14 protein-coding genes and 2 riboswitches are annotated in these 24,971 nt (G+C 61.7%); all 14 genes read left to right on the forward strand.

The genetic code is table 11. The features are described 5' to 3' along the window. Positions 1 to 51: 51 nt before the first annotated feature. A complete protein-coding gene (moaC, locus tag ACEE43_RS00095; protein ID WP_449107440.1) occupies positions 52 to 543 on the forward strand; it encodes a cyclic pyranopterin monophosphate synthase MoaC in 492 nt (163 codons plus the stop codon). Continuing rightward, the gene (locus tag ACEE43_RS00100) at positions 540 to 1,043 is read left to right on the forward strand and encodes a MogA/MoaB family molybdenum cofactor biosynthesis protein (protein WP_237204761.1); all 504 of its coding nucleotides are present in this window, start codon (positions 540 to 542) and stop codon (positions 1,041 to 1,043) included. The genes moaC and ACEE43_RS00100 overlap by 4 nt, the downstream gene beginning before the upstream one ends. After that, the gene (locus ACEE43_RS00105) at positions 1,033 to 1,554 is read left to right on the forward strand and encodes a molybdenum cofactor biosynthesis protein MoaE (RefSeq protein ID WP_449107441.1); all 522 of its coding nucleotides are present in this window, start codon (positions 1,033 to 1,035) and stop codon (positions 1,552 to 1,554) included. The genes ACEE43_RS00100 and ACEE43_RS00105 overlap by 11 nt, the downstream gene beginning before the upstream one ends. 12 nt (positions 1,555 to 1,566) lie before the next feature. Beyond that, positions 1,567 to 2,787, forward strand: a complete 1,221-nt coding sequence (locus ACEE43_RS00110; RefSeq protein ID WP_449107442.1) for a ThiF family adenylyltransferase — start codon at positions 1,567 to 1,569, stop codon at positions 2,785 to 2,787. A 119-nt stretch (positions 2,788 to 2,906) separates the two neighbouring features. Further along, positions 2,907 to 6,629 (forward strand): nitrate reductase subunit alpha, encoded by a 3,723-nt coding sequence (locus tag ACEE43_RS00115; protein ID WP_449107443.1) that lies wholly within the window; start codon positions 2,907 to 2,909, stop codon positions 6,627 to 6,629. Further along, the gene (gene narH / locus ACEE43_RS00120) at positions 6,629 to 8,263 is read left to right on the forward strand and encodes a nitrate reductase subunit beta (RefSeq protein ID WP_449107444.1); all 1,635 of its coding nucleotides are present in this window, start codon (positions 6,629 to 6,631) and stop codon (positions 8,261 to 8,263) included. Before ACEE43_RS00115 ends, narH begins: the two co-directional genes overlap by 1 nt. A 2-nt stretch (positions 8,264 to 8,265) precedes the next feature. Further along, positions 8,266 to 9,054: a nitrate reductase molybdenum cofactor assembly chaperone gene (narJ, locus tag ACEE43_RS00125; RefSeq protein ID WP_449107445.1), complete on the forward strand. Its 789-nt coding sequence runs from the start codon at positions 8,266 to 8,268 to the stop codon at positions 9,052 to 9,054. After that, positions 9,051 to 9,839 (forward strand): respiratory nitrate reductase subunit gamma, encoded by a 789-nt coding sequence (narI, locus tag ACEE43_RS00130; protein ID WP_449107446.1) that lies wholly within the window; start codon positions 9,051 to 9,053, stop codon positions 9,837 to 9,839. The genes narJ and narI overlap by 4 nt, the downstream gene beginning before the upstream one ends. Positions 9,840 to 9,849: 10 nt before the next feature. Beyond that, positions 9,850 to 11,070, forward strand: coding sequence for an MFS transporter (locus ACEE43_RS00135; RefSeq protein WP_449107447.1), 1,221 nt, complete (start codon positions 9,850 to 9,852; stop codon positions 11,068 to 11,070). A 191-nt stretch (positions 11,071 to 11,261) separates the two neighbouring features. Next, a riboswitch (glycine riboswitch) is annotated at positions 11,262 to 11,375 on the forward strand. Next, positions 11,376 to 11,488: riboswitch (glycine riboswitch) on the forward strand. Between the two features lie 56 nt (positions 11,489 to 11,544). Continuing rightward, positions 11,545 to 14,388, forward strand: coding sequence for an aminomethyl-transferring glycine dehydrogenase (gene gcvP, locus ACEE43_RS00140; protein ID WP_449107448.1), 2,844 nt, complete (start codon positions 11,545 to 11,547; stop codon positions 14,386 to 14,388). A gap of 21 nt (positions 14,389 to 14,409) precedes the next feature. Then, a complete protein-coding gene (gcvT, locus tag ACEE43_RS00145) occupies positions 14,410 to 15,528 on the forward strand; it encodes a glycine cleavage system aminomethyltransferase GcvT (RefSeq protein WP_449107449.1) in 1,119 nt (372 codons plus the stop codon). Between the two features lie 128 nt (positions 15,529 to 15,656). Next, on the forward strand, positions 15,657 to 17,174 hold the full coding sequence (locus ACEE43_RS00150) for an L-serine ammonia-lyase (protein ID WP_449107450.1): 1,518 nt from the start codon (positions 15,657 to 15,659) through the stop codon (positions 17,172 to 17,174). Positions 17,175 to 17,456: 282 nt separating this feature from the next. Further along, the gene (gene rpoB, locus ACEE43_RS00155; protein WP_237185973.1) at positions 17,457 to 20,957 is read left to right on the forward strand and encodes a DNA-directed RNA polymerase subunit beta; all 3,501 of its coding nucleotides are present in this window, start codon (positions 17,457 to 17,459) and stop codon (positions 20,955 to 20,957) included. Positions 20,958 to 21,013: 56 nt separating this feature from the next. Next, positions 21,014 to 24,904 (forward strand): DNA-directed RNA polymerase subunit beta', encoded by a 3,891-nt coding sequence (locus ACEE43_RS00160; RefSeq protein WP_237237621.1) that lies wholly within the window; start codon positions 21,014 to 21,016, stop codon positions 24,902 to 24,904. The last annotated feature ends 67 nt before the right edge of the window (positions 24,905 to 24,971 follow it).

Consider the following 24,971-nt stretch of genomic DNA (forward strand, 5'->3'; position numbering starts at 1 on the left):
ACGTATAGTAAATACTGATTAATTTTGTGTTGAGAGGCTAAGCCAAGAACCATGACCGCCCCCACCCCCAACGGAAACCTCACCCACGTGCGTGCCGACGGCAGTGCCCACATGGTTGACGTCACCGAAAAGAACGAAACCACCCGCACCGCTATAGCCGAAGGCTACGTCATCACCCGGGCGGACGTCATCGACAAAATCTTCGACGCCGACCTGCCCAAGGGGGACGCTCTGCCCGTCGCCCGCGTCGCCGGCATCATGGCAGCCAAGAAAACCCCCGACATCATCCCGCTCTGCCACCCCCTACCCCTGGGCAAAATTACCATCGACTTCGAACGCCACCCCGACCGCGTCCGCATCGAAGTCCTGGTCAAAACCCGCGGCGTCACCGGCGTAGAAATGGAAGCCCTCAGCGCGGTCTCCGGCGCAGCCCTCACCGTCTATGACATGATCAAGGCCGTCGATAAGCAGGCCACCATCACCGGCCTGCGGGTTCTGGAAAAAACCGGCGGAAAATCCGGCGACTGGAAGGTGGAGCAGTGAGCAGCAGCTACACCCTGCCCGAGAACCGCACCGGCCTAGTGATCGTGGCCTCTACCCGGGCCGCCCGCGGAATCTACGAAGACAAGTCTGGCCCTCTGGCCGTAGCCTGGCTGCGCGACCAGGGCTTCGACACCCCTGACGCGGTCGTCGTAGCGGACGCCGACGTCCCCGCCTACATCGACCGGCTAGTCGCTGCCGGTAACCTGCCCACCTTCATCCTGACCAGCGGTGGAACCGGCCTCAACTCAGACGACACAACCGTCGAAGCCGTGCGCCCCCACCTCACCAAAGAAGTCCCCGGCATCATGCATGCCTTCTGGAATCAGGGCCTCAAAAACACCCCCGCCGCCGTCCTCTCCCGCGGAATCGCAGGCGTCATCGGCACCAGCTTCATCATGACCCTGCCCGGCTCCACCGGCGGAGTCAAAGACGGTTGTGCCGTGCTCGAACCCCTCGTTACCCACATCTGCCGCCAGCTAGAGGACTACCATGACCACTAACCACCCAGACCCTCATGCCACAGGCCCCTCGGTGGCTAACCCCTACGCGGGGCGTCCGCTCGAACCGGTGGACTCCACGGTCGTTCACGCCTCCATTACCGAAGACCCCCTCGAACCGCTCCTGGCAGGAGCTAAAGAAGCGACCATGACCCGCGCCATGGGCGCCCTGGTCGTCTTTGACGGTATCGTGCGCGACCACGACCACGGGGATCCTGTAGCGGCCCTGGCCTATACCGCCCACCCGCAGGCAACCGACTATCTGGAGCGCGTCCTGCACTCGGTGGCAGAAGAAATCCCCGGCGTGCGCCTCTGGGCAGCCCACCGCATCGGCCCCATCTCCATCGGAGAATCAGCCCTCACCGTACTCGCCGCCGCCGCCCACCGCGGCACAGCCTTCACTGCCTGCTCCCTGACAGCTGACCGCATCAAAGCAGAAGTACCCATCTGGAAAGAACAAGAACTCACCGACGGCAGCGTGCAGTGGGTAGGAATCGATACGCCTACCGGCTAGAAAGGGCCCACCATGACCTCTGAACTAACCTCGCTGGCCTACCAGCTCTACGGGCGGCAGATGATTCTGCCGGAGATGGGGCAGGCTGGTCAGGAAAAGCTGAACGCGGCAACGGTTGCGGTGATCGGGGCAGGCGGCCTGGGCTCCCCGGCTCTGCTCTACCTGGCCGGGGCGGGTGTCGGTCGTATTCTCATCATCGACGATGATGCGGTAGAAACCTCTAACCTGCACCGTCAGGTCATCCACTCCTATGCCCGGGTAGGGGCCTCCAAGGCTGACTCAGCCGCCCAAACCCTGCGCGAACTCAACCCCCTGATTAGGGTCGAAGCTGTCAAAGAGCGTCTGACCGACGCTAATGCGGCAGAGCTGCTAGCCGGGGTGGACGTACTGGTCGATGGTTCCGATAATTTCCCCACCCGCTACACCGCTTCTCGCGCTGCTGCCGCCCTGGGCATTCCCCATGTGTGGGGTGCCATTCTCGGGTTTGACGCCCAGATGAGCGTCTTCTGGGCGGGTCATGGGCCGGTCTACGAGGACCTTTACCCGCTCGAACCAGCCCCCGGTTCGGTACCCAACTGCGCTACCGCAGGGGTGATCGGTGCCCTGGCTGGGGTCGTTGGAACCGCGATGGCCCTGGAAGTTATTAAGCTGCTGACCGGTATAGGACAGCCGCTGATGGGCGAGGTGGGCTACTATACCGGTCTGACCGGCCGCTGGGAGTACATCCCCCTGCTTGCCTCTACCTCCCGCGCCGCTTCTGGTTCGGGTGCCGACTCGAGTGCCCGCACGGCGGGTTCCGGTGCGGACGCCGGTGGGCAGGTAGCGGGGAAGGGGCAGGCCCCTGCGCCCCTGCGTCCGCCTGCTGCCGACTGGGAACCCGCTACTGCCGAACCTGACCAGTACGGTATGGAAGTTACCTGGGCTGATATTGCCAGCTCACCCTACTTTGAGGGGGTTCCCCTCATTGATGTGCGAGAGCCCCACGAGCATGCAGCGCTAGCTGTTCCGGGTAGCTTCAACCTGCCCCTGTCGCTGATTGAAGCCGCTTCCACCGATCCGGCTCTAGGGTCGGCTATTGACACGATCCTGCCCAGTCACCAGGGGCGCTATGCCCTCTACTGTGCGGCGGGGGTGCGCTCGCTCAAGGCGCTGAAGCTGCTCACCGATGCTGGTTTCAGTGATCTCTACAGCGTGGAAGGTGGCATTGACTCCTGGCTGACAAGCCAGGGGTAGGGCTTCTGAGCGGGTGCTTTAAAGCCTTGCCACCGCTGAATATGTGCATGCCTGATGCTTAATTAGCGAAGATTTTTATTCGGTATTTATTGTGCGAATTATTGGGTAAACTGGTGCCCATGACACAGCAGGCATCACACACACCTGGGCCCGACGGGCCGCTCACTGACAAGCTCATCAAATTTGGCAAATTCTTCACCAAGTGGGACGAAACCGACGACGGCCGCGCAGCCTTCCTCAAGGGCGGCCGCGCAGGCGACGTTTTCTACCGCAACCGCTGGAGCCATGACAAAGTCGTCCGCTCCACCCACGGCGTCAACTGCACCGGCTCATGCTCCTGGCAAGTCTTCGTCAAAGACGGCGTAATCACCTGGGAAGCCCAGGCCACCGACTATCCCACCGTCGGCCCCGACCGTCCCGAGTACGAACCGCGCGGCTGCCCCCGCGGTGCAGCTTTCTCCTGGTACACCTACTCACCGACCCGCGTGAAGTACCCCTACATCCGCGGCGTGCTGCTTGAAATGTACCGCGAAGCCCGCGCCCGCCTGGGCGACCCCGTCGAAGCCTGGGCCTCGATTGTCTCTGACCCCGAAAAGCGATCCCGCTACCTGAGCGCCCGCGGTAAGGGCGGCCTGGTGCGCGGCTCCTGGGCCGAAGCTCTCGAAATGGTGGTCGCCGCGCAGATTCACACCATTAAGACCTACGGGCCCGACCGCAACATCGGCTTCTCACCTATTCCGGCTAAGTCCATGGTCTCCCACGCCTCAGGCGCTCGCTACATTGAGCTCATCGGCGGCGTGATGACCTCCTTCTACGACTGGTACGCCGACCTGCCTGTTGCCTCACCCCAGGTCTTCGGTGACCAGACGGACGTGCGCGAGTCAGGTGACTGGTGGGACGCCACCTACCTGATGATGTGGGGCTCCAACATCCCGGTCACCCGCACCCCCGACGCTCACTGGATGGCAGAGGTGCGCTACCGCGGTACCAAGGTCGTCTCGGTTTCCCCCGACTACGCCGATAACACCAAGTTCGCCGACGAGTGGCTACCCGCCCAGGCCGGCACCGACGCTGCCCTGGCCATGGCTATGGGTCACGTAATTCTCAAGGAGAACTTCGTTGACCGCCGCGTTGAGTTCTTCGAGAACTACGTGAGCACCTACACTGACTTCCCCTTCCTGGTCACCCTTGAGACCCGCGAAGACGGGGTGACGGTTCCGGCTAAGTTCCTCACCGCCGCCAACCTTGCCGAGCACGCCCAGGTGCCCGATGCGTCCTTCAAGACCGCCCTGCTCAACCGCGAAACCGGCGAGGTCGTGGTGCCCAACGGCTCCCTGGGGTACCGCTACAACGCTGAGGACGAGGGCAAATGGAACCTGGACCTACAGGGCGTCAAGCCTGCCCTGTCCATCCTGGATTTGCCCACCGGCGCCGAGCGTGCCGTCGAAATCCAGATGCCCGCCTTTGACGAGCCCTCGGGCCGCGGCAAGATCATTACCCGCGGCGTACCCACCATCACGGTTGAGGGTAAGACCGTCACTACCGTCTTCGACCTCATGCTGGCCCAGTACGGTATCGGTCGCCCCGGCCTGCCCGGTACCTGGGCTGCCGGTTTTGAGGACGCCGAAACCCAGTACACCCCGGCCTGGCAGGAAGCCATTACCTCCGTACCCGCCGATGCTGTGATTCGCACCGCCCGCGAATTCGCCCAGAACTCCATCGATTCGGGTGGCCGCACCATGATTATCATGGGTGCCGGTATCTGCCAGTGGTACCACGGTGACACCACCTACCGCGCGATTCTAGCCCTGCTCATGATGTGCGGCGCTGAAGGCCGCAACGGCGGCGGCTGGGCCCACTACGTCGGCCAGGAAAAGGCTCGCCCCATCACCGGCTGGTCCCACATGGCCAACGCCCTGGACTGGATTCGCCCGCCGCGTACCCAGGCAGGCACCGCCTTCTGGTACATGCACACCGACCAGTTCCGCTCCGACGGCCGTACCACCGACTCCCTGCAGTCACCCCTAGCCAAGGGGGATTTGCGCGGGGTTCACACCGCGGACGTCCTAGCCCGCTCCGTGCGCATGGGCTGGATGCCCTTCTACCCCCAGTTCCCCGAAAACTCCCTGGACCTTGCGGACGCCGGTGCCGCAGCGGTTGCCGCAGGCACCGCAGAGTCCCCGGCAGACTACGTTGCCCAGCGCCTTAACTCTGGCGACCTGGACTTCTCGGTGGAGGACGTCGATAACCCGGTCAACTGGCCCCGCACCCTGGTGCTGTGGCGCAACAACCTGCTGGGATCGTCCGCCAAGGGCGAGGAATACTTCCTCAAGCACCTGCTCGGCACCCATAACTCGGTCATGGGTAAGGACGCCGAGGACTTCAAGCCTGCCGAGGTTAAATGGGCCCAGAGCGCGCCCGAGGGCAAGCTGGACCTGCTGGTGACTACCGACTACCGCATGACCTCATCCACCCTGCTGTCGGACATCGTCTTCCCCGCCGCTACCTGGTACGAGAAGCACGATATCTCTTCCACCGATATGCACCCCTACATCCACGCCTTCTCCCCGGCCATTACCCCGCCCTGGGAGACCAAGACCGACCACCAGGTCTTCAAGGAACTGGCCTATCTGTTCTCCAAGTGGGCAGCCAAGCACCTGGGCAAGCGCAGCGACCTGGTATCCGTGCCCCTGCAGCACGATACCCCCGGCCAGCTGGCCCAGCCCGGCGGCCATGCACCTGACTGGAAGAACCAGGGAATTGCCGGTATCCCGGGCAAGAATATGCCCATCTTCACCGTGGTGGAGCGCGACTACCCGGCTATCTACGACATGTACACCTCGGTCGGCCCCCTGCTCTCCAAGCTGGGCACCACCACCAAGTTCGTGACCGTGGACGTCAACGAGCAGCTGGCCCAGCTAGCTGAGGAACACGGGGTGATGGGTAGCGGTAAGGGCGCTGGCCTGCCGGCTCTCGACACCGATATCAAACTGGCCGACACCATCCTGGCTCTTTCGGGTACCTCCAACGGCCCCGTGGCCCTCAAGGGCTTCAAGGCCTTGGAAAAGCGGGTGGGCAAAAAGATGCACCACCTTGCTGAGGGCAACGAAGAAAAGCGCATTAAGTTCCGCGATACCCAGGACCGGCCCTGCCCCGTCTTTACCTCACCGGAATGGTCAGGCTCAGAGACCGGTGGACGCCGCTACGCCCCCTTCACCCTCAACATCGAACAGCTCAAGCCCTTCCACACCCTCACCGGTCGTATGCACTTCTTCCTAGACCACGACTGGATGAGCGAGATGGGCGAGCAGCTGCCGGTCTACCGCCCGCCGCTCGATATGCACAACCTCTTCGGTGAACCTGAAATTGGTGAGACCGGTGACCTGTCGGTGGCTGTACGTTACGTGACGGTGCACAACAAGTGGGCTATCCACTCCTCCTACCACGACAACCTCTACATGCAGACCCTCTCCCGCGGTGGCACCCATGCCTGGATGAGCCCGGCGGACGCCGCCAAAATCGGGGTCAAGGACCACGACTGGATTGAGTGTGAGAACGCCAACGGCGTCTTCGTGGGTCGCGCGGTGGTCTCCCACCGTATGCCCGAAGGTGTGGTCTACGTGCACCACGCCCAGGAGCGCCTGGTCAACATTCCCAAGTCAGAGGTCTCGGGCAAGCGAGGCGGCATTCACAACTCCGTCACCCGTATCATGGTCAAACCCACCCACCTGATCGGTGGCTACGCCCACCAGGCCTACGCCTTCAACTACCTGGGACCCACCGGTAACCAGCGAGATATCGTTTCAAGAATTCGCCGCCGCAAGCAGGAGGTAACCTACTAATGCGCGTCATGGCACAAGTTTCAATGATCATGGCCCTCGACAAGTGCCTGGGCTGCCACACCTGCTCCGTCACCTGTAAGCAGGCCTGGACCAACCGAGCCGGTACCGAATACGTCTGGTTCAACAACGTCGAGACCCGCCCCGGCCAGGGCTACCCCCGCCGCTACGAAGACCAGGAAAAGTGGAAGGGCGGCTGGGTGCTGAACAAGCGCGGACGCCTGGAGCTCAAGAGCGGTAACCGCTTCAAGAAACTCTTTACCCTCTTCGCCTCCCCGGTTCAGCCCGAACTCTCGGACTACTACGAACCCTGGACCTACGACTACGAGAACCTCACCAACGCGCCCCTAGGCGATGACTTTCCCACCGCGCGTCCTAAATCTCTGATTACCGGTGAGGACACCTCCATCGAATGGGGTCCCAACTGGGACGACAACCTGGGCGGTGCCCACGAGTCCGGCCACCTGGACCCTCTGGTTGAAAAGGTGCGTCAGCAGTCAGAAGAGAAGATAAAGTTCGAATTCGAACGCACCTTCATGTTCTACCTGCCCCGCATCTGCGAGCACTGCCTCAACCCCTCCTGCATGGCGTCCTGCCCCTCCGGCGCTATCTACAAGCGCGAAGAGGACGGCATCGTGCTGGTCGACCAGAACCAGTGCCGCGGCTGGCGCCAGTGCATCACCGGCTGCCCCTACAAGAAGATCTACTTCAACCACAAGAGCGGCAAAGCCGAAAAATGTACCTTCTGCTACCCCCGCATCGAATACGGTATTCCCACCGTCTGCGCCGAAACCTGCGTGGGTCGCATGCGTTACATTGGCATCTTCCTCTACGACGCCGACCGCGTCACCGAAGCTGCCTCTGTACCCGATGAAAAGCAGCTCTACCAGGCCCAGCTCGACATCATGCTCGATCCCTTTGACCCCGAGGTGATTCGCGAGGCAACCAAGCAGGGTATTCCTGACTCCTGGATTACCGCAGCCCAGAAGTCCCCGGTCTACAAGCTGGCCAAGGAATGGAAGATCGCTCTTCCCCTGCACCCCGAATACCGCACCATGCCCATGGTCTGGTACGTTCCGCCGCTCTCACCCATCATCGACCTACTCAAGGAACAAGGCCACGACGCAGAGTCCCAGGCCAACCTCTTCGGAGCCATCGACTCCCTGCGCATCCCCGTCGAATACCTGGCAGAACTCTTCACCGCCGGTGACACCACCATCGTGGTCAACGTCCTCAAAAAGCTGGCCGCCATGCGCGCCTACATGCGAGACATCACCCTTGGCGGCGTCGGCAACGAAGACATCGCCCGCGAAGTCGGCATGACCGGTGCAGAAATGTACGAGATGTACCGCCTCATGGCGATCTCTAAGTACGAAGAACGCTACGTTATCCCGCCCGCCCACCTCGAAGACGCCCACAACCTCGAAGAAATCGGCTGCTCCCTCGACACCGACGGCGGCCCCGGCATGCTCTACGACGGAGCCTTCACCGACCCCGGTGACCGCCCCGTCCCCGTCTCAGCAGGATCCTACGCCAACGCCGCCCGTGCCGACGGCAAGGTCGATATCTTCATGTGGGACGGCAAAACCCGCCCCGACTCCCTCTTCCCCGATACTTCCGGAAGCAAGAAGGTCTAGCCGTGGCAGGATTCTTCTCCAAACTCCTCAAACGCAACGCGGCGGAGGTGGAACCACCCACCCCGCCCTCGGGCGACCCCTTCGACATGGACTGGGGGAGCGGGCACCCCACCGACGCCGTGGTCTACCAGCTCACCAGCGTCCTCATGCGCTACCCCACCGAAGAAACCCGCGCCCTGCTACCGGAACTTACCGCGCTTGCCCAAGAAACCGGTAATGACTACTTAATGCGCGGTGTAGCCCGCATCAAGACCTGGTACGAGGCAACCGAGCTTGACGCCATGCAGGCCGAATACGTACAGGAATACGACCTGTCACGCCGGCACGCCTTCCACCTGTCCTACTGGACCGAAGGCGACACCCGCCGCCGCGGCGAGGCCCTAGCCCGCTTCAAGCAGATGTACCGAGACTCCGGCATGGTCACCACCCTGCACGGGGAACTACCCGACTACCTGCCCATGGTGCTGGAGTTCACCGCCCTGGTGGACGCCCGCGCCGGCCGCGCTGCTCTGCAGGCCTACCGCCCCTCCCTGGAGCTGCTACGCCTGGCCCTACGGGACGACAACCTGCCCTATTACGAGCTCATCGAAGCGGTCTGCCAGACCCTGCCCGGAGTTTCCCCCGAAACCCAGGCAGACGTGCAGAAACTCGTCACAGCAGGCCCACCCGCTGAAGCCGTCGGCCTAGCCCTGGCCCCCGGCGACCCCCGCCTGCTACCCCTCTTGCTGCCCCACGAACAGACACCCGGCGCCACCATCGGTGCCGACCATAAGAACGGAGCCACCCTGTGACCGGCACAGTTAACGCCCTCGACTTCTTCCTCTGGGGCATCTTCCCCTACATCACCCTCGCCATTGTCATCGGCGGTACCATCTGGCGTTACAAGACCGACCAGTTCGGCTGGACCACCCGCTCCTCCCAGATGTACGAATCCCGCCTGCTACGCATCGCCTCGCCCATGTTTCACTACGGCATCCTGGTCGTGCTCGTGGGCCACATCGTGGGTCTGGTGATCCCCAAGTCCTGGACTGACGCGGTTGGCATCTCCGAGCACTTCTACCACATCAACGCCCTGGTGCTGGGCTCCATTGCGGCGGTTGCTACCCTGATCGGCCTCTTCGCCATGATTTACCGCCGCCGCACCTCGGCCACCGTCTTCCGCGCCACCACCTGGAACGACAAGATGATGTATGTAGCCCTGACCAGCGCCATCGTCCTTGGCTCAGTTGCCACCCTCTTCAACGCTATGGAGATCGAGGGCGAGCATAACTACCGTGAAACCGTCTCGGTCTGGTTCCGCTCCCTCTTCTACTTCCAGCCCAACGTCGAGGCCATGGCCAGCGCTACTACTTCCTTCCACATCCACGTCATTGTGGCCATGATTCTCTTCTGCCTCTGGCCCTTCACCCGCCTGGTGCACGCCTTCACCGCACCCCTGCACTACATCTTCCGGCCCTACATCGTCTACCGCTCGCGGGGCAAGCGTAACCACGCCCGCGGCTGGTCGCCGGTAGGCACCGCAGACTCCGTGAATAAGGACGCCCGCACGGTCGAGCGCCAGCACCACCACCACTAAGGAAAACACCATGTCTACTACGGCTGTTGCTGCGAAAGATCCGCAGCTTGCTGGCCAGTTCAAGTACGTCATTATGGCGGCCCTGGCCTCCATGATTGGCTTCTGGGGCTGGACCATGATTGGCCCCCTGGCCAAGTACTACACCGAAACCTACGGCCTGACCGAGGGGCAGCGCTCCCTGCTGATCGCTACCCCGGTGATCGTTGGGTCCCTGGCCCGTATTCCGGTGGGTGCACTGACCGACCGCTTCGGTGGTCGCATTATGTTCACCATCATGCTGACCCTTACCGGGTCCATGGTGCTCGTTACCGGCCTGGTGGGGCAGATGGGTAACTTCTCCCTGCTTCTGCTGGCAGCCTTCTTCCTGGGTATCGGTGGCTCCATCTTCGCGGTGGGTATTCCCTTCGCCGCTGCCTGGTTTGAGCCCCACCGCAAGGGCCTCGCCACAGGTATCTTCGGCATGGGCATGGTCGGTACCGCCTGCGCCGCCTTCTTCAACCCCCGCATGCTGGCTGCTTTTGGCTACTTTCCCACCCACGTCATTATGAGCTGCGTAGCCCTGACCTACGCCGTCATCGTCTGGCTCTTCATCCGTGACTCACCCGTTATGAAGGCCCGCACCCCCGAGCCGGTTCTACCCAAGATTCTGGCTGTGTCTAAGAAGCTGGTCACTTGGCAGCTCTGCTTCATCTACGCTGTGGTCTTCGGTGCCTTCGTAGCTTTCTCGAACTTCCTCTCTACCTACATGCAGAACATCTACGGCTACGAGGCCGTTGCCGGCGGTACTTTTGCGGCCATGTTCGCGGCCTGCGCAGTGCTGGCCCGCCCCTTCGGCGGGGTCGCAGCCGATAAGTTCGGCGGCAAGCTCACCACTCTCATCGTTTTCGTTGCTATGACCGTGCTGGCCATCTGCATTGCCTTTGAGCCTGAGAGCACCGCCGTGAATACCCTGATTCACGTGGTCATGGCCCTCTTTGTGGGCTTCGGTACCGGCACCATCTACGGCTGGCTGGGCAAGGTTGTGCGCTCGCAAGATACCGGTACCGTGTCTGGTCTGGTCTCGGCTGCCGGTGGCCTGGGCGGCTACTTCCCGCCCCTGATTATGGGCGCTGCCTACACCGCTTTCGGCAACTATTTCTGGGGCGTGCTGGCCCTGGCTTCTACCTGCGTGATTTCTATTCTGGTTTCCCTCTGGATGGCTTCAGATAAGAAACCCGCCCGCGCCGCCTAAGCTTGGCTTGGCACTCTCCGTCCAGGGAGATTTCCGGACGCCCGCGCCCCGCTTTCCTGCCTTTGGGCAGGGGCGGGGCGCGGTTGCGTCCGCCCCCCGTAAAATCGACTTTTCCACCCCAAAATTCCCTCATGTGGTGCTTTGGGTGTAAGGTGTGGCACAATAAGGGTTGTTACAACTAAAACGCCGTTACAACTGGTGCGGGAGAGACCGTACATGCTCGAGGTTGAGGGACCACGGGCACCGGCGCCGAAGGAGCAAACCCTCCCCGGGAAACTCTCAGGCACATGTACCGCTCAGTTAGGCAACTCTGGAGAGGGGCGTTAAACCCCCACCGAAGGGGCAAAATTCGCGCCCGCTACCAAGCGTGATGGGTAGCTGCGAACCAAAACTCTCAGGTTTTAACAGAGCGGGGAGGGCACCACCACAGGGCACCCCTGTGGGCAGGTTTACCCTCTACCCTGGAGAGTCACCATGTCATTTATCGACCGCCACCTTGGCCCCCGCTCAAACGACCAAGAAACCATGCTCTCGGTGCTGGGCTATGACAGCCTTGGCGCCCTCATCAACGAGGTCATCCCTTCCAATATTCGTCTAGAGGGCGACCTCAACCTGCCCGCCCCCCTGACCGAACTTGAGGCCCAGAACAAGATTGCCTCCTACGCCGCCCTTAACCAGGTCAAGCACCAGATGATTGGCGCCGGCTACTATGACGCCATCACCCCGGCTGTGATTCGCCGCAACATTCTTGAAAACCCGGGCTGGTACACCTCCTACACCCCCTATCAGCCCGAAATCTCCCAGGGTCGTCTCGAAGCGCTACTGAACTTCCAGAACACCGTTATGGAACTGACCGGCCTGCCCATCGCTAACGCCTCTCTGCTGGATGAGGCAACCGCCGTTGCTGAGGCCGCCGTCATGATGCACCGGGCCAACCGCAAGGTCAAGAACGGCTTCTTCGCTATTGACTCCCGTGCCCTGCCCCAGACCCTCTCGGTTGTCCGTGGCCGCGCTGAAGCCCTGGGCATTCCTTTTGTGATTACCGATTTTGCCGATGGCCTGCCCGAGGGCGACCTTTACGGCGTCATTATCTCCAACCCCGGCCACGATGGTGAAGTCCGCGATATTGAGCCGGTCATCAAGGCCGCCAAGGAGCGTGGCGCCCTGGTTACCGTCATCGCCGACCTGCTGGCCCAGACCCTGCTGACCGCCCCCGGCCACCAGGGCGCTGACATCGCTGTTGGCTCCTCCCAGCGCTTTGGCCTGCCCCTCTGGTACGGCGGACCCCACGCAGCTTTCATGGCTGTCTCTAAGGGTATGGAACGTAACCTGCCCGGCCGTCTGGTCGGTGTTTCCCAGGACGCCTTCGGCAAGCCCGCCTACCGCCTGGCCCTGCAGACCCGCGAGCAGCATATCCGCCGCGAAAAGGCCACCTCAAACATTTGTACCGCCCAGGCCCTGCTGGCTATCGCCGCCGGTGCCTACGCCGTCTACCACGGCCCTGAGGGCCTGCGGGTTATCGCGGGTCGCCTGCACGATAATGCCGCCCGTATCGCCGCCGCTGGTACCGCAGCCGGCCTGAAGCTGGTCCACGAGACCTTCTTCGACACCGTTGCCTTTGAGGCCGAAGGACGCGCCGACGAGCTGGTTGCCAAGGCCCTGGACGCCGGTATTAACGTCCGTAAAATCTCAGCAGATCGTATCTCCATCTCAGTGGGCGAGTCCCACACCGATGAGGTACTGGAAGCCTTGGCCGCTGCCCTGGGCGGTGAACTGGGGGAGACCGATGCCTACGAGCTGCCCGAGGCTCTGCTGCGCACCGACGACTACATGACCCACCCGGTCTTTCACCTCTACCGCTCTGAGACCTCCATGATGCGCTACCTGCGCTCCCTCTCAGACAAGGACCTGGCCCTGGACCGTACCATGATTCCCCTGGGCTCTTGCACCATGAAGCTGAACGCAGCAGCCGAGATGGAACCCATTTCCTGGCCCGAGTTCGCCTCCATCCACCCCAACGTGCCTGCCGACCAGGCTGCCGGCTGGAAGGCCCTGATTGATGAGCTCTCAGCCTGGCTGGTTGAAATTACCGGCTACGACGCTATCTCCCTGCAGCCCAACTCCGGTGCGTCTGGCGAGTACGCTGGCCTGCGTGCTATCCGCGCCTACCACGAGGCTAACGGCGATACCCAGCGCACCGTCGTCCTGATTCCCATGAGCGCTCACGGCACCAACGCCGCCTCCGCTGCCCTGGCAGGTTTGTCCGTCGCCGGTGTGGCAACCGCCCCCGACGGCTCCATCGACGTTGAAGACCTCAAGGCCAAGATCGAAAAATACGGTGACACCATCGCCGGCATCATGATCACCTACCCCTCCACCCACGGTGTCTTTGAGGAGCAGGTCGTTGAGGTCTGCCAGCTGGTGCATGACGCCGGTGGCCAGGTTTACGTAGACGGCGCCAACCTCAACGCCCAGATGGGTCTGGCCCAGCCCGGCAAGTTTGGTGGCGACGTCTCCCACCTGAACCTGCACAAAACCTTCGCCATCCCCCACGGCGGTGGTGGCCCCGGCGTCGGCCCCGTTGCTGTCGGCGCCCACCTCGAGAAGTACCTGCCCGGTAACGGCTTCGAGGCGGACGCCGAAGGCAAGCTGGCAGATGCACCCCTGCCCATCTCCCAGGCTATGTTTGGTTCTGCCGGTGTGCTCCCCATCTCCTGGATGTACATCGCTATGACCGGTGCTGAGGGCCTGCGAGCTTCTTCCGAAACCGCCATCCTCTCGGCCAACTACATCGCCAAGAAGCTGGGCTCCCTGTACCCCGTGCTCTACGCGGGTGAGACCGGCCTGGTCGCCCACGAGTGCATCCTGGATCTGCGCGAGCTGACCGCGGCGTCCGGAATCACCGCCGAGGACGTCTGTAAGCGCCTCATGGACTACGGCTTCCACGCCCCCACCCTGGCCTTCCCCGTGCCCGGCACCCTCATGGTCGAGCCCACCGAATCAGAGTCCTTAGCTGAGCTGGATCGCTTCATTGAGGCCATGACCCAGATCCACGCTGAGATTCAGGAAGTCATCGACGGTAAGGTCAGCGCCGAGGAGTCTGTGCTGCGCAACGCCCCGCACACCGCCGAGGTCGTCACCGCCGACGAATGGACCCGCCCCTACCCCCGTTCGCAGGCCGCCTACCCCGTGCACGAGCTGCGCCTGAACAAGTACTTCACCCCCGTTGGCCGTATCGACGGTGCCGGCGGCGACCGTAACTTTGTCTGCGAATGCCCGCCCATGGAAGCCTTCGACATCGAAGTCCACAGTGCCTAAGGCGAGAAAGGTCTAACCCCTATGTCACCCCAGAAAACTGCCCTTTACCAGGTCCACGCAGACCTGGGCGCCGCCTTCACCGACTTCGGCGGCTGGGACATGCCCCTCAAGTACACCAACGACGTTGAAGAGCACAAGGCTGTGCGCTCAGCTGCCGGTCTCTTCGACCTCTCCCACATGGGCGAATTCCGCGTCACCGGCCCCGACGCCGGCGCCTTCCTGGACTACGCCCTGCTCTCTAACATGTCGATTCTCAAGGTGGGCAAGGCCAAGTACTCCCTGCTTCTGGCTGAGGACGGCGGCGTCATTGACGACCTGATTACCTACCGCCTGGGCGAGGAAGAGTTCCTGGTCATTCCCAACGCCGCCAACGTCGCCGCCGACTACGAGGCCATGAGCGCCCGCACCGCAGGCTTCGACGTGCAGCTGGTCAATGAGACTGAGGCGACTTCCCTGGTTGCTGTTCAGGGCCCGGCCTCTGAAGCCATCCTGCTCGACATGGACCCCTCCGACGCCGAGACCATCACCTCCATGGGCTACTACGCAGCTGCCCCCATCCGCTTCGGCGATATTGAGGCCCTGCTGGCTCGCACCGGCTACACCGGTGAGGACGGCTTCGAAATCTATGTCGCTAACGAGGACGCCGCCAAGCTCTGGGCTCTGGCCGCCGAGCGCGGCGAGAAGCACGGGGCTATTCCCGCAGGCCTCGCGGCCCGTGACTCCCTGCGCCTTGAAGCCGGTATGCCCCTCTACGGCCACGAACTGGGGCGCGACATTACCCCCTTCGAGTCGGGCATGGGCAAGCTGGTTGAGATCGCCCTGACCAAGAAGTCCGCCAACTTCGTGGGTAAGGACGCCCTGGTCCAGCTCTCCGAGCAGACCCCGGCTCGTTCTCTGGTGGGCCTCAAGGCCCAGGGCAAGCGCCCCGGCCGAGCGGGCTCCAAGCTGGTAGACGAGAATGGCACCGAGATCGGTGAGATTACCTCGGGTATTCCCTCACCCACCCTGGGCTACCCCGTTGCTATGGCTCTACTGGCCACCGAGCACGCTACCGCAGGTGCGACCGTCAACGTCGATATCCGTGGTAAGGTTGCTCCCTTCGATATCGTCGAGCTGCCCTTCTACAAGCGCGAGAAGTAAGCCGCTCAGCGCGCCCCTTTTTAGAACCCTGTGCTACTGCCACCCCGTCACAACCGGCCTTGGATCGGTTGGTAGCACAGGGTTCTTTCTGACCTAGGCCCCCTTGACACCCCGCAGGAGCATCACCGATGGACCTCAACGACACCCCCGACTACCTTTCTGATCCGCCCCATTCAGAAGCGCAGACCAAAGCAGAAGCCCTGGACTATGACATCTCTGTCTTCGAGATGTTCTCCATCGGTATTGGCCCCTCCAGCTCCCATACCGTGGGCCCGATGCGAGCCACCAACCGGTTCATCGCCGAACTGATTGACGTAGGCACACTCAAGGACGTCACCCGGGTCCATATCGACCTCTACGGCTCTCTAGCAGCCACCGGCGCCGGGCACGGCACCATGAGCGCAGCCATTAAGGGGCTGGCTGGTTTCGTGCCCGAAACCATCGACATTGCTGCCGCCGAGGCCCTCATGGACCGCAACCAGGTGGACGGTACCCTGCCCCTGGCAGGCTACCCCTCGGCAGCCTTCGAGTCCGGTGCCCCCGGCCCCGAGACAACCAAGGTGAGCGGGCCCGTCCTGGCCTACAAGGAAGCCGATATCACCCTGCGTCCGCTCACCGTACTTCCCCGCCACACCAACGGTATCAAGGTCACCGCCTACGCGGGGGAGAGCCTACTGTTAGAGCGCACCTACTTCTCCATCGGCGGCGGGTTCATCGTTGAAGAAAACGAAGAATCATCGGGTTCCACCGGGCTATCTAAGGCTCCTTACCCCTTCGGGTCGGGCGAAGAGCTCCTTGACATGGCCAATAGTGCGGGCCTGTCCATCGCCCAGCTCAAGATGGAAAACGAGAAGACCGAGCGCAGCGAGAGCGAAGTACGCGCCGGGATCTTGCATATTCGGCAGGTTATGAAGGAATGCATTGGCTCGTCTCTAGAGCGAATGGGTTACCTGCCCGGCCCGCTTAAAGTGCGCTGCCGTGCTGGCCAGTGGCACCGAGACCTGCTGGCAGAAGACCCTAAGAAGTCACCCGAGTTCGCCATTGACTGGGTTAACCTCATCGCCCTGGCCGTCAACGAGGAAAACGCCTTTGGCGGGCGGATCGTCACCGCCCCCACCAACGGGGCGTCCGGCATTATCCCGGCTGTGCTGCATTACGCCCTCAACTACGTGCCCGCAGTGCGCCACCGCGGCCAAAAGGTCATCGATGACGCCGTGGTTGACTTCTTCCTAGCTGCCGCCTCCATCGGGGCCCTCTACAAGAAGCGGGCCTCCATCTCTGGAGCCGAAGTGGGCTGCCAGGGTGAGGTAGGCACCGCCTCGTCCATGGCCGCAGCCGGTCTTGCCCAGGTTATGGGCGGCACCAACGAGCAGGTAGAAAACGCCGCCGAAATTGCCATGGAGCACAACCTCGGTCTGACCTGCGACCCCGTCGGTGGCCTGGTGCAGATTCCCTGCATTGAGCGCAACGCCATGGCAGCATCCAATGCCGTTACCGCCGTCAAGATGGCCCTGCGCGGGGACGGCCAGCACCGGGTCTCCCTGGACCAGGTCATCGAAACCATGCGCCAGACCGGCGAAGATATGTCGCACCGCTACAAGGAAACCTCCATGGGTGGCCTGGCCGTCAACGTGGTGGAGTGCTAGCCGGAGTTTGCAAAAGTTGCAGAGATTGGGTATAGACAGCGCAAATGTTTTGCTGTAGCATGAATATTTGCGCTTCCCTAATCTTCTGTGCCTTCATATAGCGGTGGGCAGGTTGTAACAGGTTTTAAGTACGCCCCAGTACCCCGAACATCAATCTAGCCACTATCCCAGCACGGCACAGGTGCTATAACAGGCTAGTTTGCCTTTTCAAAGGGTCCTTGAGTGTACCGCCCCTGGTGGGGGAGCGGGTACGAACAGACATGTCTGTGGAAGGATCCAATCTTGGTCGCCTCGAGCACCTCTAATACTGAAGCCGCTAACGGCGTAGGTTCGCAGCGCCGAATCTCATTCGCAAAAATTGCTGAGCCCCTGCAGGTTCCCAACCTGCTCGCGCTCCAGCTCGACAGCTTTGATCAGCTCGTCGGTAACGAACGCTGGGCAGCTAAAGCAGCTGTAGCAGCAGAAACCGGCGATACCTCCGTCAGCCAGACCTCAGGTCTTGCCGACATCTTCGAAGAAATCTCCCCGATCGAAGACTTCCAGGGCACCATGTCCCTGTCCTTCTCCGATCCCGAATTCGCCGACCCCAAGTACACCATGGAAGAGTGCAAGGATCGCGATGCGACCTACGCAGCTCCCCTGTACGTCAAGGCCGAATTCATGAACAACAACACGGGCGAAATCAAGCAGCAGACCGTGTTCATGGGTGACTTCCCCCTGATGACCGAATCCGGCACCTTCGTCATCAACGGCTCCGAGCGCGTCGTTGTTTCCCAGCTGGTTCGCTCACCCGGTGCCTACTTCGAAAAGACCGCCGACCGCACCTCCGATAAGGACATCTACACCGCGAAGATTATCCCCTCCCGCGGTGCCTGGTTCGAACTCGAAATCGATAAGCGTGACCAGGTAGGCGTCCGTCTGGACCGCCGCCGTAAGCAGTCAGTCACCACCCTGCTCAAGGCCCTGGGCTGGAGCGAAGCCAAGATTCTGGCTGAGTTCGGTGAATTTGACTCCATCCGCGCCACCCTCGAGAAGGACACCGTCCAGACCCGCGAAGAGGCCCTGCTTGACATCTACCGCAAGCTGCGCCCGGGCGAACCCCCGACGGTTGATGCTGCCCAGAACCTGCTGGACAACATGTACTTCACCCCCCGTCGCTACGACCTGGCAAAGGTCGGCCGCTACAAGGTCAACCGCAAGCTCGGCATCGACACCCCCGTCAACGACCCCTCAGCATCAGTGCTGTCCCAGGACGACATCGCAGCCATGATTCGCTACCTGGTCACCCTGCACGCAGGTGGCACCAGCATCAAGGGCATCCGCGACGGCCAGGAAGTCGACATCCGCGTTGACGTTGACGATATCGACCACTTCGGTAACCGCCGCATCCGCGCCGTGGGCGAACTGATCGAGAACCAGATTCGTACCGGTCTGTCCCGCATGGAGCGCGTCGTTCGTGAGCGTATGACCACCCAGGACGTCGAGGCCATCACCCCTCAGACCCTGATTAACATCCGCCCCGTGGTTGCCTCCATCAAGGAATTCTTCGGTACCTCCCAGCTCTCCCAGTTCATGGATCAGAACAACCCGCTGGCAGGTCTGACTCACAAGCGTCGTCTCTCAGCTCTGGGCCCCGGTGGTCTCTCCCGTGACCGCGCAGGCATGGAAGTGCGAGACGTGCACCCCTCCCACTACGGCCGTATGTGCCCCATCGAAACCCCTGAAGGCCCCAACATCGGTCTGATCGGCTCGCTGGCAACCTACGCCCGCATCAACCCCTTCGGTTTCATCGAGACCCCCTATCGTATCGTCAAGAACGGTCAGGTCACCGACGAGGTCAAGTACCTCACCGCCGATGACGAAAAGGGCAACACCATCGCTCAGGCTAACGCGCCCCTGAACGCAGACATGACCTTCGCCGAAGAGCAGGTCCTCTGCCGTGCAGGCGACGGCTCTGGTGAAGCTGTGCTGGTAGACGCCTCCGAGATTGAGTTCATGGACGTCTCCCCCCGCCAGATGGTGTCTGTGGCAACCGCTCTGATTCCCTACCTGGAACACGACGACGCTAACCGAGCACTGATGGGTGCTAACATGCAGCGTCAGGCTGTGCCCCTGCTCGAATCAGAGGCACCTGTCGTTGGTACCGGTATGGAACGCTACGCGGCTCTTGACTCCGGTGACTCCGTTGTCGCTAAGAAGGCCGGTGTGGTCTCCGAGGTCTCTGCTGACCTGGTTGTCGTCCGCAACGATGATGGCACCACCACCTCCTACCCCATCCTCAAGTTCCAGCGCTCCAACCCCGGTAACTGCTACAACCACCGCGTTGTTGTTAAGGTGGGCGACCGCGTTGAAGAGCGCAGCCTGATTGCTGACGGCCCCTCAACCGACAAGGGCGAACTGGCACTCGGTAAGAACCTACTCGTGGCCTACATGTCATGGGAAGGCTTCAACTTCGAGGACGGCATCATCCTGTCCCAGCGCATGATCTCCGACGACGTGCTCACCTCAATCCACATTGAAGAGCACGAAATCGATGCCCGCGACACCAAGCTGGGTGCCGAAGAGATCACCCGCGACATCCCCAACGTCTCCGAAGAGGTGCTCTCAGCCCTCGACGAGCGCGGCATCATCCACATCGGTGCCGAGGTTGAGGCCGGCGACATCCTGGTCGGTAAGGTCACCCCCAAGGGCGAAACCGAACTGACCCCCGAAGAGCGCCTGCTGCGCGCCATCTTCGGTGAGAAGTCCCGCGAAGTCCGTGACACCTCACTCAAGGTTCCCCACGGCGAGTCCGGTACCGTTATCGGCGTCCGTATCTTTGACCGCGAAACCGACGACGAAGACCTGCCCAGCGGCGTTAACCAGCTGGTGCGCGTCTACGTTGCCCAGAAGCGTAAGATCACCGTCGGCGATAAGCTGGCAGGCCGCCACGGTAACAAGGGTGTTATTACCAAGATCCTCCCCATCGAGGACATGCCCTTCATGGAAGACGGCACCCCCGTTGACATCATCCTCAACCCGCTGGGCGTCCCCGGTCGTATGAACATCGGTCAGGTACTCGAAGTTCACACCGGCTGGCTGGCTAAGCAGGGCTGGAAGATCGAGGGCAACCCCGCCTGGCTGGACAAGCTCCACAACTTCCCCAAGGAAACCGGCCCCACCAACGTCGCAACCCCCGTGTTCGACGGTGCCGGCGAAGAGGAACTCTTCGAGCTACTGGACCACGCTAACCCCAACCGCGACGGCGACCGCCTGATCAACCGCTCAGGTAAGGCCCGCCTGCTCGATGGCCGCTCCGGCGAGCCCTTCCCCGAGCCGGTATCCGTTGGCTACCAGTACATCCTGAAGCTGCACCACCTGGTGGACGACAAGATCCACGCACGCTCCACCGGCCCCTACTCCATGATCACCCAGCAGCCCCTGGGCGGTAAGGCCCAGTTCGGTGGCCAGCGCTTCGGTGAAATGGAAGTGTGGGCACTGGAAGCATACGGTGCCGCCTACACCCTGCAGGAAATCCTGACTGTCAAGTCTGACGACGTTCACGGCCGCGTGAAGGTCTACGAAGCCATCGTCAAGGGCGAGAACATCCCCGAACCCGGTGTGCCCGAGTCCTTCAAGGTCTTGATCAAGGAAATGCAGTCCCTCTGCCTGAACGTTGAGGTTCTCTCAACCGACGGTAAGACCATCGAAATGCGCGATGTAGAAGACGAAGGCTTCCGAGCAGCAGATGACCTGGGCATCGACCTGTCCCACGCAGAGCCCAGCTCTGTCGAAGAGGTCTAAACCCTCCCATCTGTTCGAACAAGACTTCAAAACACTAGGAAAGAGATAAGGACCAAATGTCCAACGAATCTTCACTTGGTTTGATGCGTATTGGCCTAGCGACCTCCCAGAACATCCTGGATTGGTCCTACGGCGAGGTTAAGAAGCCCGAAACCATCAACTACCGAACCCTGAAGCCCGAGAAGGAAGGCCTCTTCGACGAGCGCATCTTCGGCCCTACCCGCGACTGGGAATGCTACTGCGGTAAGTACAAGCGCGTACGCTTCAAGGGCATCATCTGTGAGCGCTGTGGCGTAGAGGTAACCCGTGCCAAGGTGCGCCGCGAGCGTATGGGCCACATCGAGCTGGCGGCTCCCGTGACCCACATCTGGTACTTCAAGGGCGTACCCTCACGCCTGGGCTACCTGCTTGACCTGGCTCCCAAGGACCTGGAAAAGATCATCTACTTCGCCGCCTACATGATTACCCATGTGGACGAAGAAGCCCGCCACGAGGACCTGCCCAACCTGCAGGCCGCCCACGACCGCGACAAGAAGGTCCTGCAGGACCAGCTCGCAGCCGACATCAACCTGATCGCTCGCGAAACCGAAGAGGAACTCGCCAAGATCGAGGCTGACGGTGGCAAGGCCGCCGAAAAGCGCAAGCTGCGCGACGCAGCCGAGCGCCAGATGGCGTCCGTCCGCAAGAACGCAGAACGCGAAATCGAGCAGCTCGAGCGCGTCTGGGACCGCTTCAAGAACCTCAAGGTCGCCGACCTTGAAGGCGATGAGGCTCTCTACCGTGGCATGGTCGACAAGTACGGCATGTACTTCGAAGGCTCCATGGGTGCAGAAGCAATCAAGAAGCGTCTTGAGAACTTCGACATGGAAGCTGAAGCAGAGGCTCTCAAGGACATCATCCAGACCGGCAAGGGCCAGAAGAAGACCCGCGCCCTCAAGCGTCTGAAGGTTGTCAATGCCTTCCTGACCACCGACAACTCACCGCTCGGTATGGTACTGGACTACGTTCCCGTCATCCCGCCGGAACTGCGCCCCATGGTGCAGCTCGACGGTGGCCGCTTCGCGACCTCCGACCTGAACGACCTCTACCGTCGCGTCATCAACCGCAACAACCGCCTCAAGCGTCTGCTGGAACTTGGTGCTCCCGAGATCATCGTGAACAACGAAAAGCGCATGCTGCAGGAAGCTGTTGACTCCCTGTTCGACAACGGCCGTCGCGGTCGCCCCGTCACCGGTCCCGGTAACCGCCCCCTGAAGTCACTTTCTGACATGCTCAAGGGTAAGCAGGGCCGCTTCCGTCAGAACCTGCTCGGTAAGCGCGTTGACTACTCGGGTCGTTCCGTTATCGTCGGTGGCCCCACCCTGCAGATGCACCAGTGTGGTCTGCCCAAGCAGATGGCTCTGGAGCTCTTCAAGCCCTTCGTGATGAAGCGCCTGGTGGACCTCAACCACGCCCAGAACATCAAGTCTGCTAAGCGCATGGTCGAGCGTTTCCGCCCCCAGGTGTGGGACGTCCTCGAAGAGATCATCACCGAGCACCCCGTGCTGCTGAACCGCGCACCCACCCTGCACCGCCTGGGTATTCAGGCCTTCGAACCCCAGCTGGTCGAAGGTAAGGCTATCCAGCTGCACCCGCTCGTCTGTTCAGCATTCAACGCTGACTTCGACGGCGACCAGATGGCAGTCCACCTGCCCCTGTCACCCGAGGCTCAGGCCGAGGCCCGCATCCTCATGCTGTCCTCCAACAACATCCTGAAGCCCTCAGACGGCCGCCCCGTTGCGGTACCTGACCAGGACATGATCATCGGTCTCTTCCACCTGACCACCGCCCGTGACGGTGAGAAGAACGAAGGCCGCCTGTTCTCGTCCTACGCAGAAGCCATCATGGCCATGGACCGCCACGAGATTGAGCTCTACACCAAGGTCAAGATCGTGCTGGACGACTTCGTACCCTACGAGGGCTGGGAAGCCCCCGAAGGCTACGAGCCCGGTCAGCCCGTCCTGGTAGAAACCACCGTCGGTCAGGTCATCTTCAACGAGACCCTGCCCGCCGACTACCCCTGGTACACCGGTATTGCCGACAAGAAGTCCCTGGGTGCCCTCATCAACGACCTTGCTGAGAAGTACCCCATGCACGTGGTAGCCAAGACCCTTGACGCGCTCAAGAACACCGGCTTCTACTACGCTTCACGCTCAGGTGTGACCGTTGCGGTCTCCGATATCGCAGCGCCCCCCACCAAGCCCGCCATTATGGAAGGCTACGAGGAGCAGGCAGCCAACATCGAATCCCAGTTCGCCATGGGTCTGATCGACGACGTCGAACGCCGTACCGAACTGATCGACATTTGGACCAAGGCAACCGACGAGGTCGCCGAGGCCATGAAGGAAAACCTGGCCGAGAAGAACACCACCATTAACCGCATGGTCACCTCGGGTGCACGCGGTAACTGGATGCAGGTTCGTCAGATTGCAGGTATCCGTGGTCTGGTGTCCAACACCAAGGGTGAGATTATGCCCCGCCCGATTAAGTCTTCCTACCGTGAAGGCCTGTCGGTTCTGGAGTACTTCATCGCAACCCACGGTGCTCGTAAGGGTCTGGCAGATACCGCGCTGCGTACCGCAAACTCCGGTTACCTGACCCGTCGTCTGGTCGACGTTTCTCAGGATGTCATCGTGCGCGAGCACGACTGTGGCACCCGCCGCGGCCTGACTCTGCCCCTGATCGAGAAGGACGCCGCTGGCAACGTCTCCCTGCACGAGAACGTCGAGTCTTCAATCCACGGCCGCGCTCTGGCTGTTGACGTTGTGGCTGAAGACGGCACCGTACTGGCTGCTGCTGGCGCAGACGTCTCAGATATCGTCATTGACGACCTGTTCAAGGCCGGTATCGAAGAGGTTCGCGTCCGCTCCGTCCTGACTTGTGAGTCAGCAGTTGGTGTTTGTGCCCTCTGCTACGGCCGTTCCATGGCCTCAGGCAACCTGGTCGACATTGGTGAGGCCGTCGGTATTATCGCGGCTCAGTCCATTGGTGAGCCCGGTACCCAGCTGACCATGCGTACCTTCCACACCGGTGGTGTCGCATCGGCTGACGATATTACCCAGGGTCTGCCCCGTATTCAGGAGCTCTTCGAGGCCCGCACCCCCAAGGGTGTTGCCCCGATCTCAGAGGTCACCGGTCGCGTTACCATCGAGGACACCGACAAGTCCCTCAAGGTCGTTGTCACCCCCGATAACGGCGATGACCCGGTAGCCTACCCCGTGCTGCGTCGTGCCCGCCTGGAAGTTGCTGAAGGTGACCACATCACCGTCGGTACCCAGCTGGTCGCCGGTGCTGTTGACCCCAAGGAGATCCTGCGTATCCGCGGTCCCCGTGAGGCTCAGAAGCACCTGGTGGACGAGGTCCAGGGCGTGTACCGCTCCCAGGGTGTAGGCATCCACGATAAGCACGTTGAGGTTATCGTTCGCCAGATGCTGCGTCGTATCACCGTCATCGACTCCGGTGAGACCAACCTGCTCCCCGGTGAGCTGGTTGAGAACATCGCCTTCCAGAACGCCAACCGTGCGGCTCTGGCTGAGGGTAAGCGTCCTGCCTCAGGTCGCCCCGAGATGATGGGTATTACCAAGGCGTCACTGGCTACCGAGTCCTGGCTGTCTGCCGCGTCCTTCCAGGAAACCACCCGCGTCCTTACTCAGGCTGCGATGGAAGGTAAGGAAGACCCGCTGGTCGGCCTCAAGGAAAACGTCATCATCGGTAAGCTCATCCCCGCCGGTACTGGCCTTGCCATGTACAACGACATCGAGGTTGAGCCCACCGACGAGGCTCGCGAGGCTCTGTTTGCTCAGACCGCAACTCCCTACAATGATTTCAGCTACGCCGAGACCAACGAGGGTGCTATCAGCCCCGAGTTCCAGGCTATTCCGCTGGATGACTACGAGTTCGGTAAGTAAACCGTCCGCCGTTAGCCCGGTATAGGTAAGGCCCTTCCCCGCACTTCTGCGGGGGAGGGCCTTGCTT

It is taken from the genome of Rothia sp. 11254D007BW (assembly GCF_053548195.1).

What these genes read in the sequence shown, in the direction of transcription:
- narH (WP_449107444.1), top strand. Translation starts at nt 6,629, where the DNA reads ATGCGCGTCATGGCACAAGTTTCAATGATCATGGCCCTCGACAAGTGC.
- ACEE43_RS00105 (WP_449107441.1), top strand. Translation starts at nt 1,033, where the DNA reads ATGACCACTAACCACCCAGACCCTCATGCCACAGGCCCCTCGGTGGCT.
- ACEE43_RS00150 (WP_449107450.1), top strand. Translation starts at nt 15,657, where the DNA reads ATGGACCTCAACGACACCCCCGACTACCTTTCTGATCCGCCCCATTCA.
- ACEE43_RS00135 (WP_449107447.1), top strand. Translation starts at nt 9,850, where the DNA reads ATGTCTACTACGGCTGTTGCTGCGAAAGATCCGCAGCTTGCTGGCCAG.
- moaC (WP_449107440.1), top strand. Translation starts at nt 52, where the DNA reads ATGACCGCCCCCACCCCCAACGGAAACCTCACCCACGTGCGTGCCGAC.
- ACEE43_RS00160 (WP_237237621.1), top strand. Translation starts at nt 21,014, where the DNA reads ATGTCCAACGAATCTTCACTTGGTTTGATGCGTATTGGCCTAGCGACC.
- gcvP (WP_449107448.1), top strand. Translation starts at nt 11,545, where the DNA reads ATGTCATTTATCGACCGCCACCTTGGCCCCCGCTCAAACGACCAAGAA.
- gcvT (WP_449107449.1), top strand. Translation starts at nt 14,410, where the DNA reads ATGTCACCCCAGAAAACTGCCCTTTACCAGGTCCACGCAGACCTGGGC.
- ACEE43_RS00115 (WP_449107443.1), top strand. Translation starts at nt 2,907, where the DNA reads ATGACACAGCAGGCATCACACACACCTGGGCCCGACGGGCCGCTCACT.
- ACEE43_RS00110 (WP_449107442.1), top strand. Translation starts at nt 1,567, where the DNA reads ATGACCTCTGAACTAACCTCGCTGGCCTACCAGCTCTACGGGCGGCAG.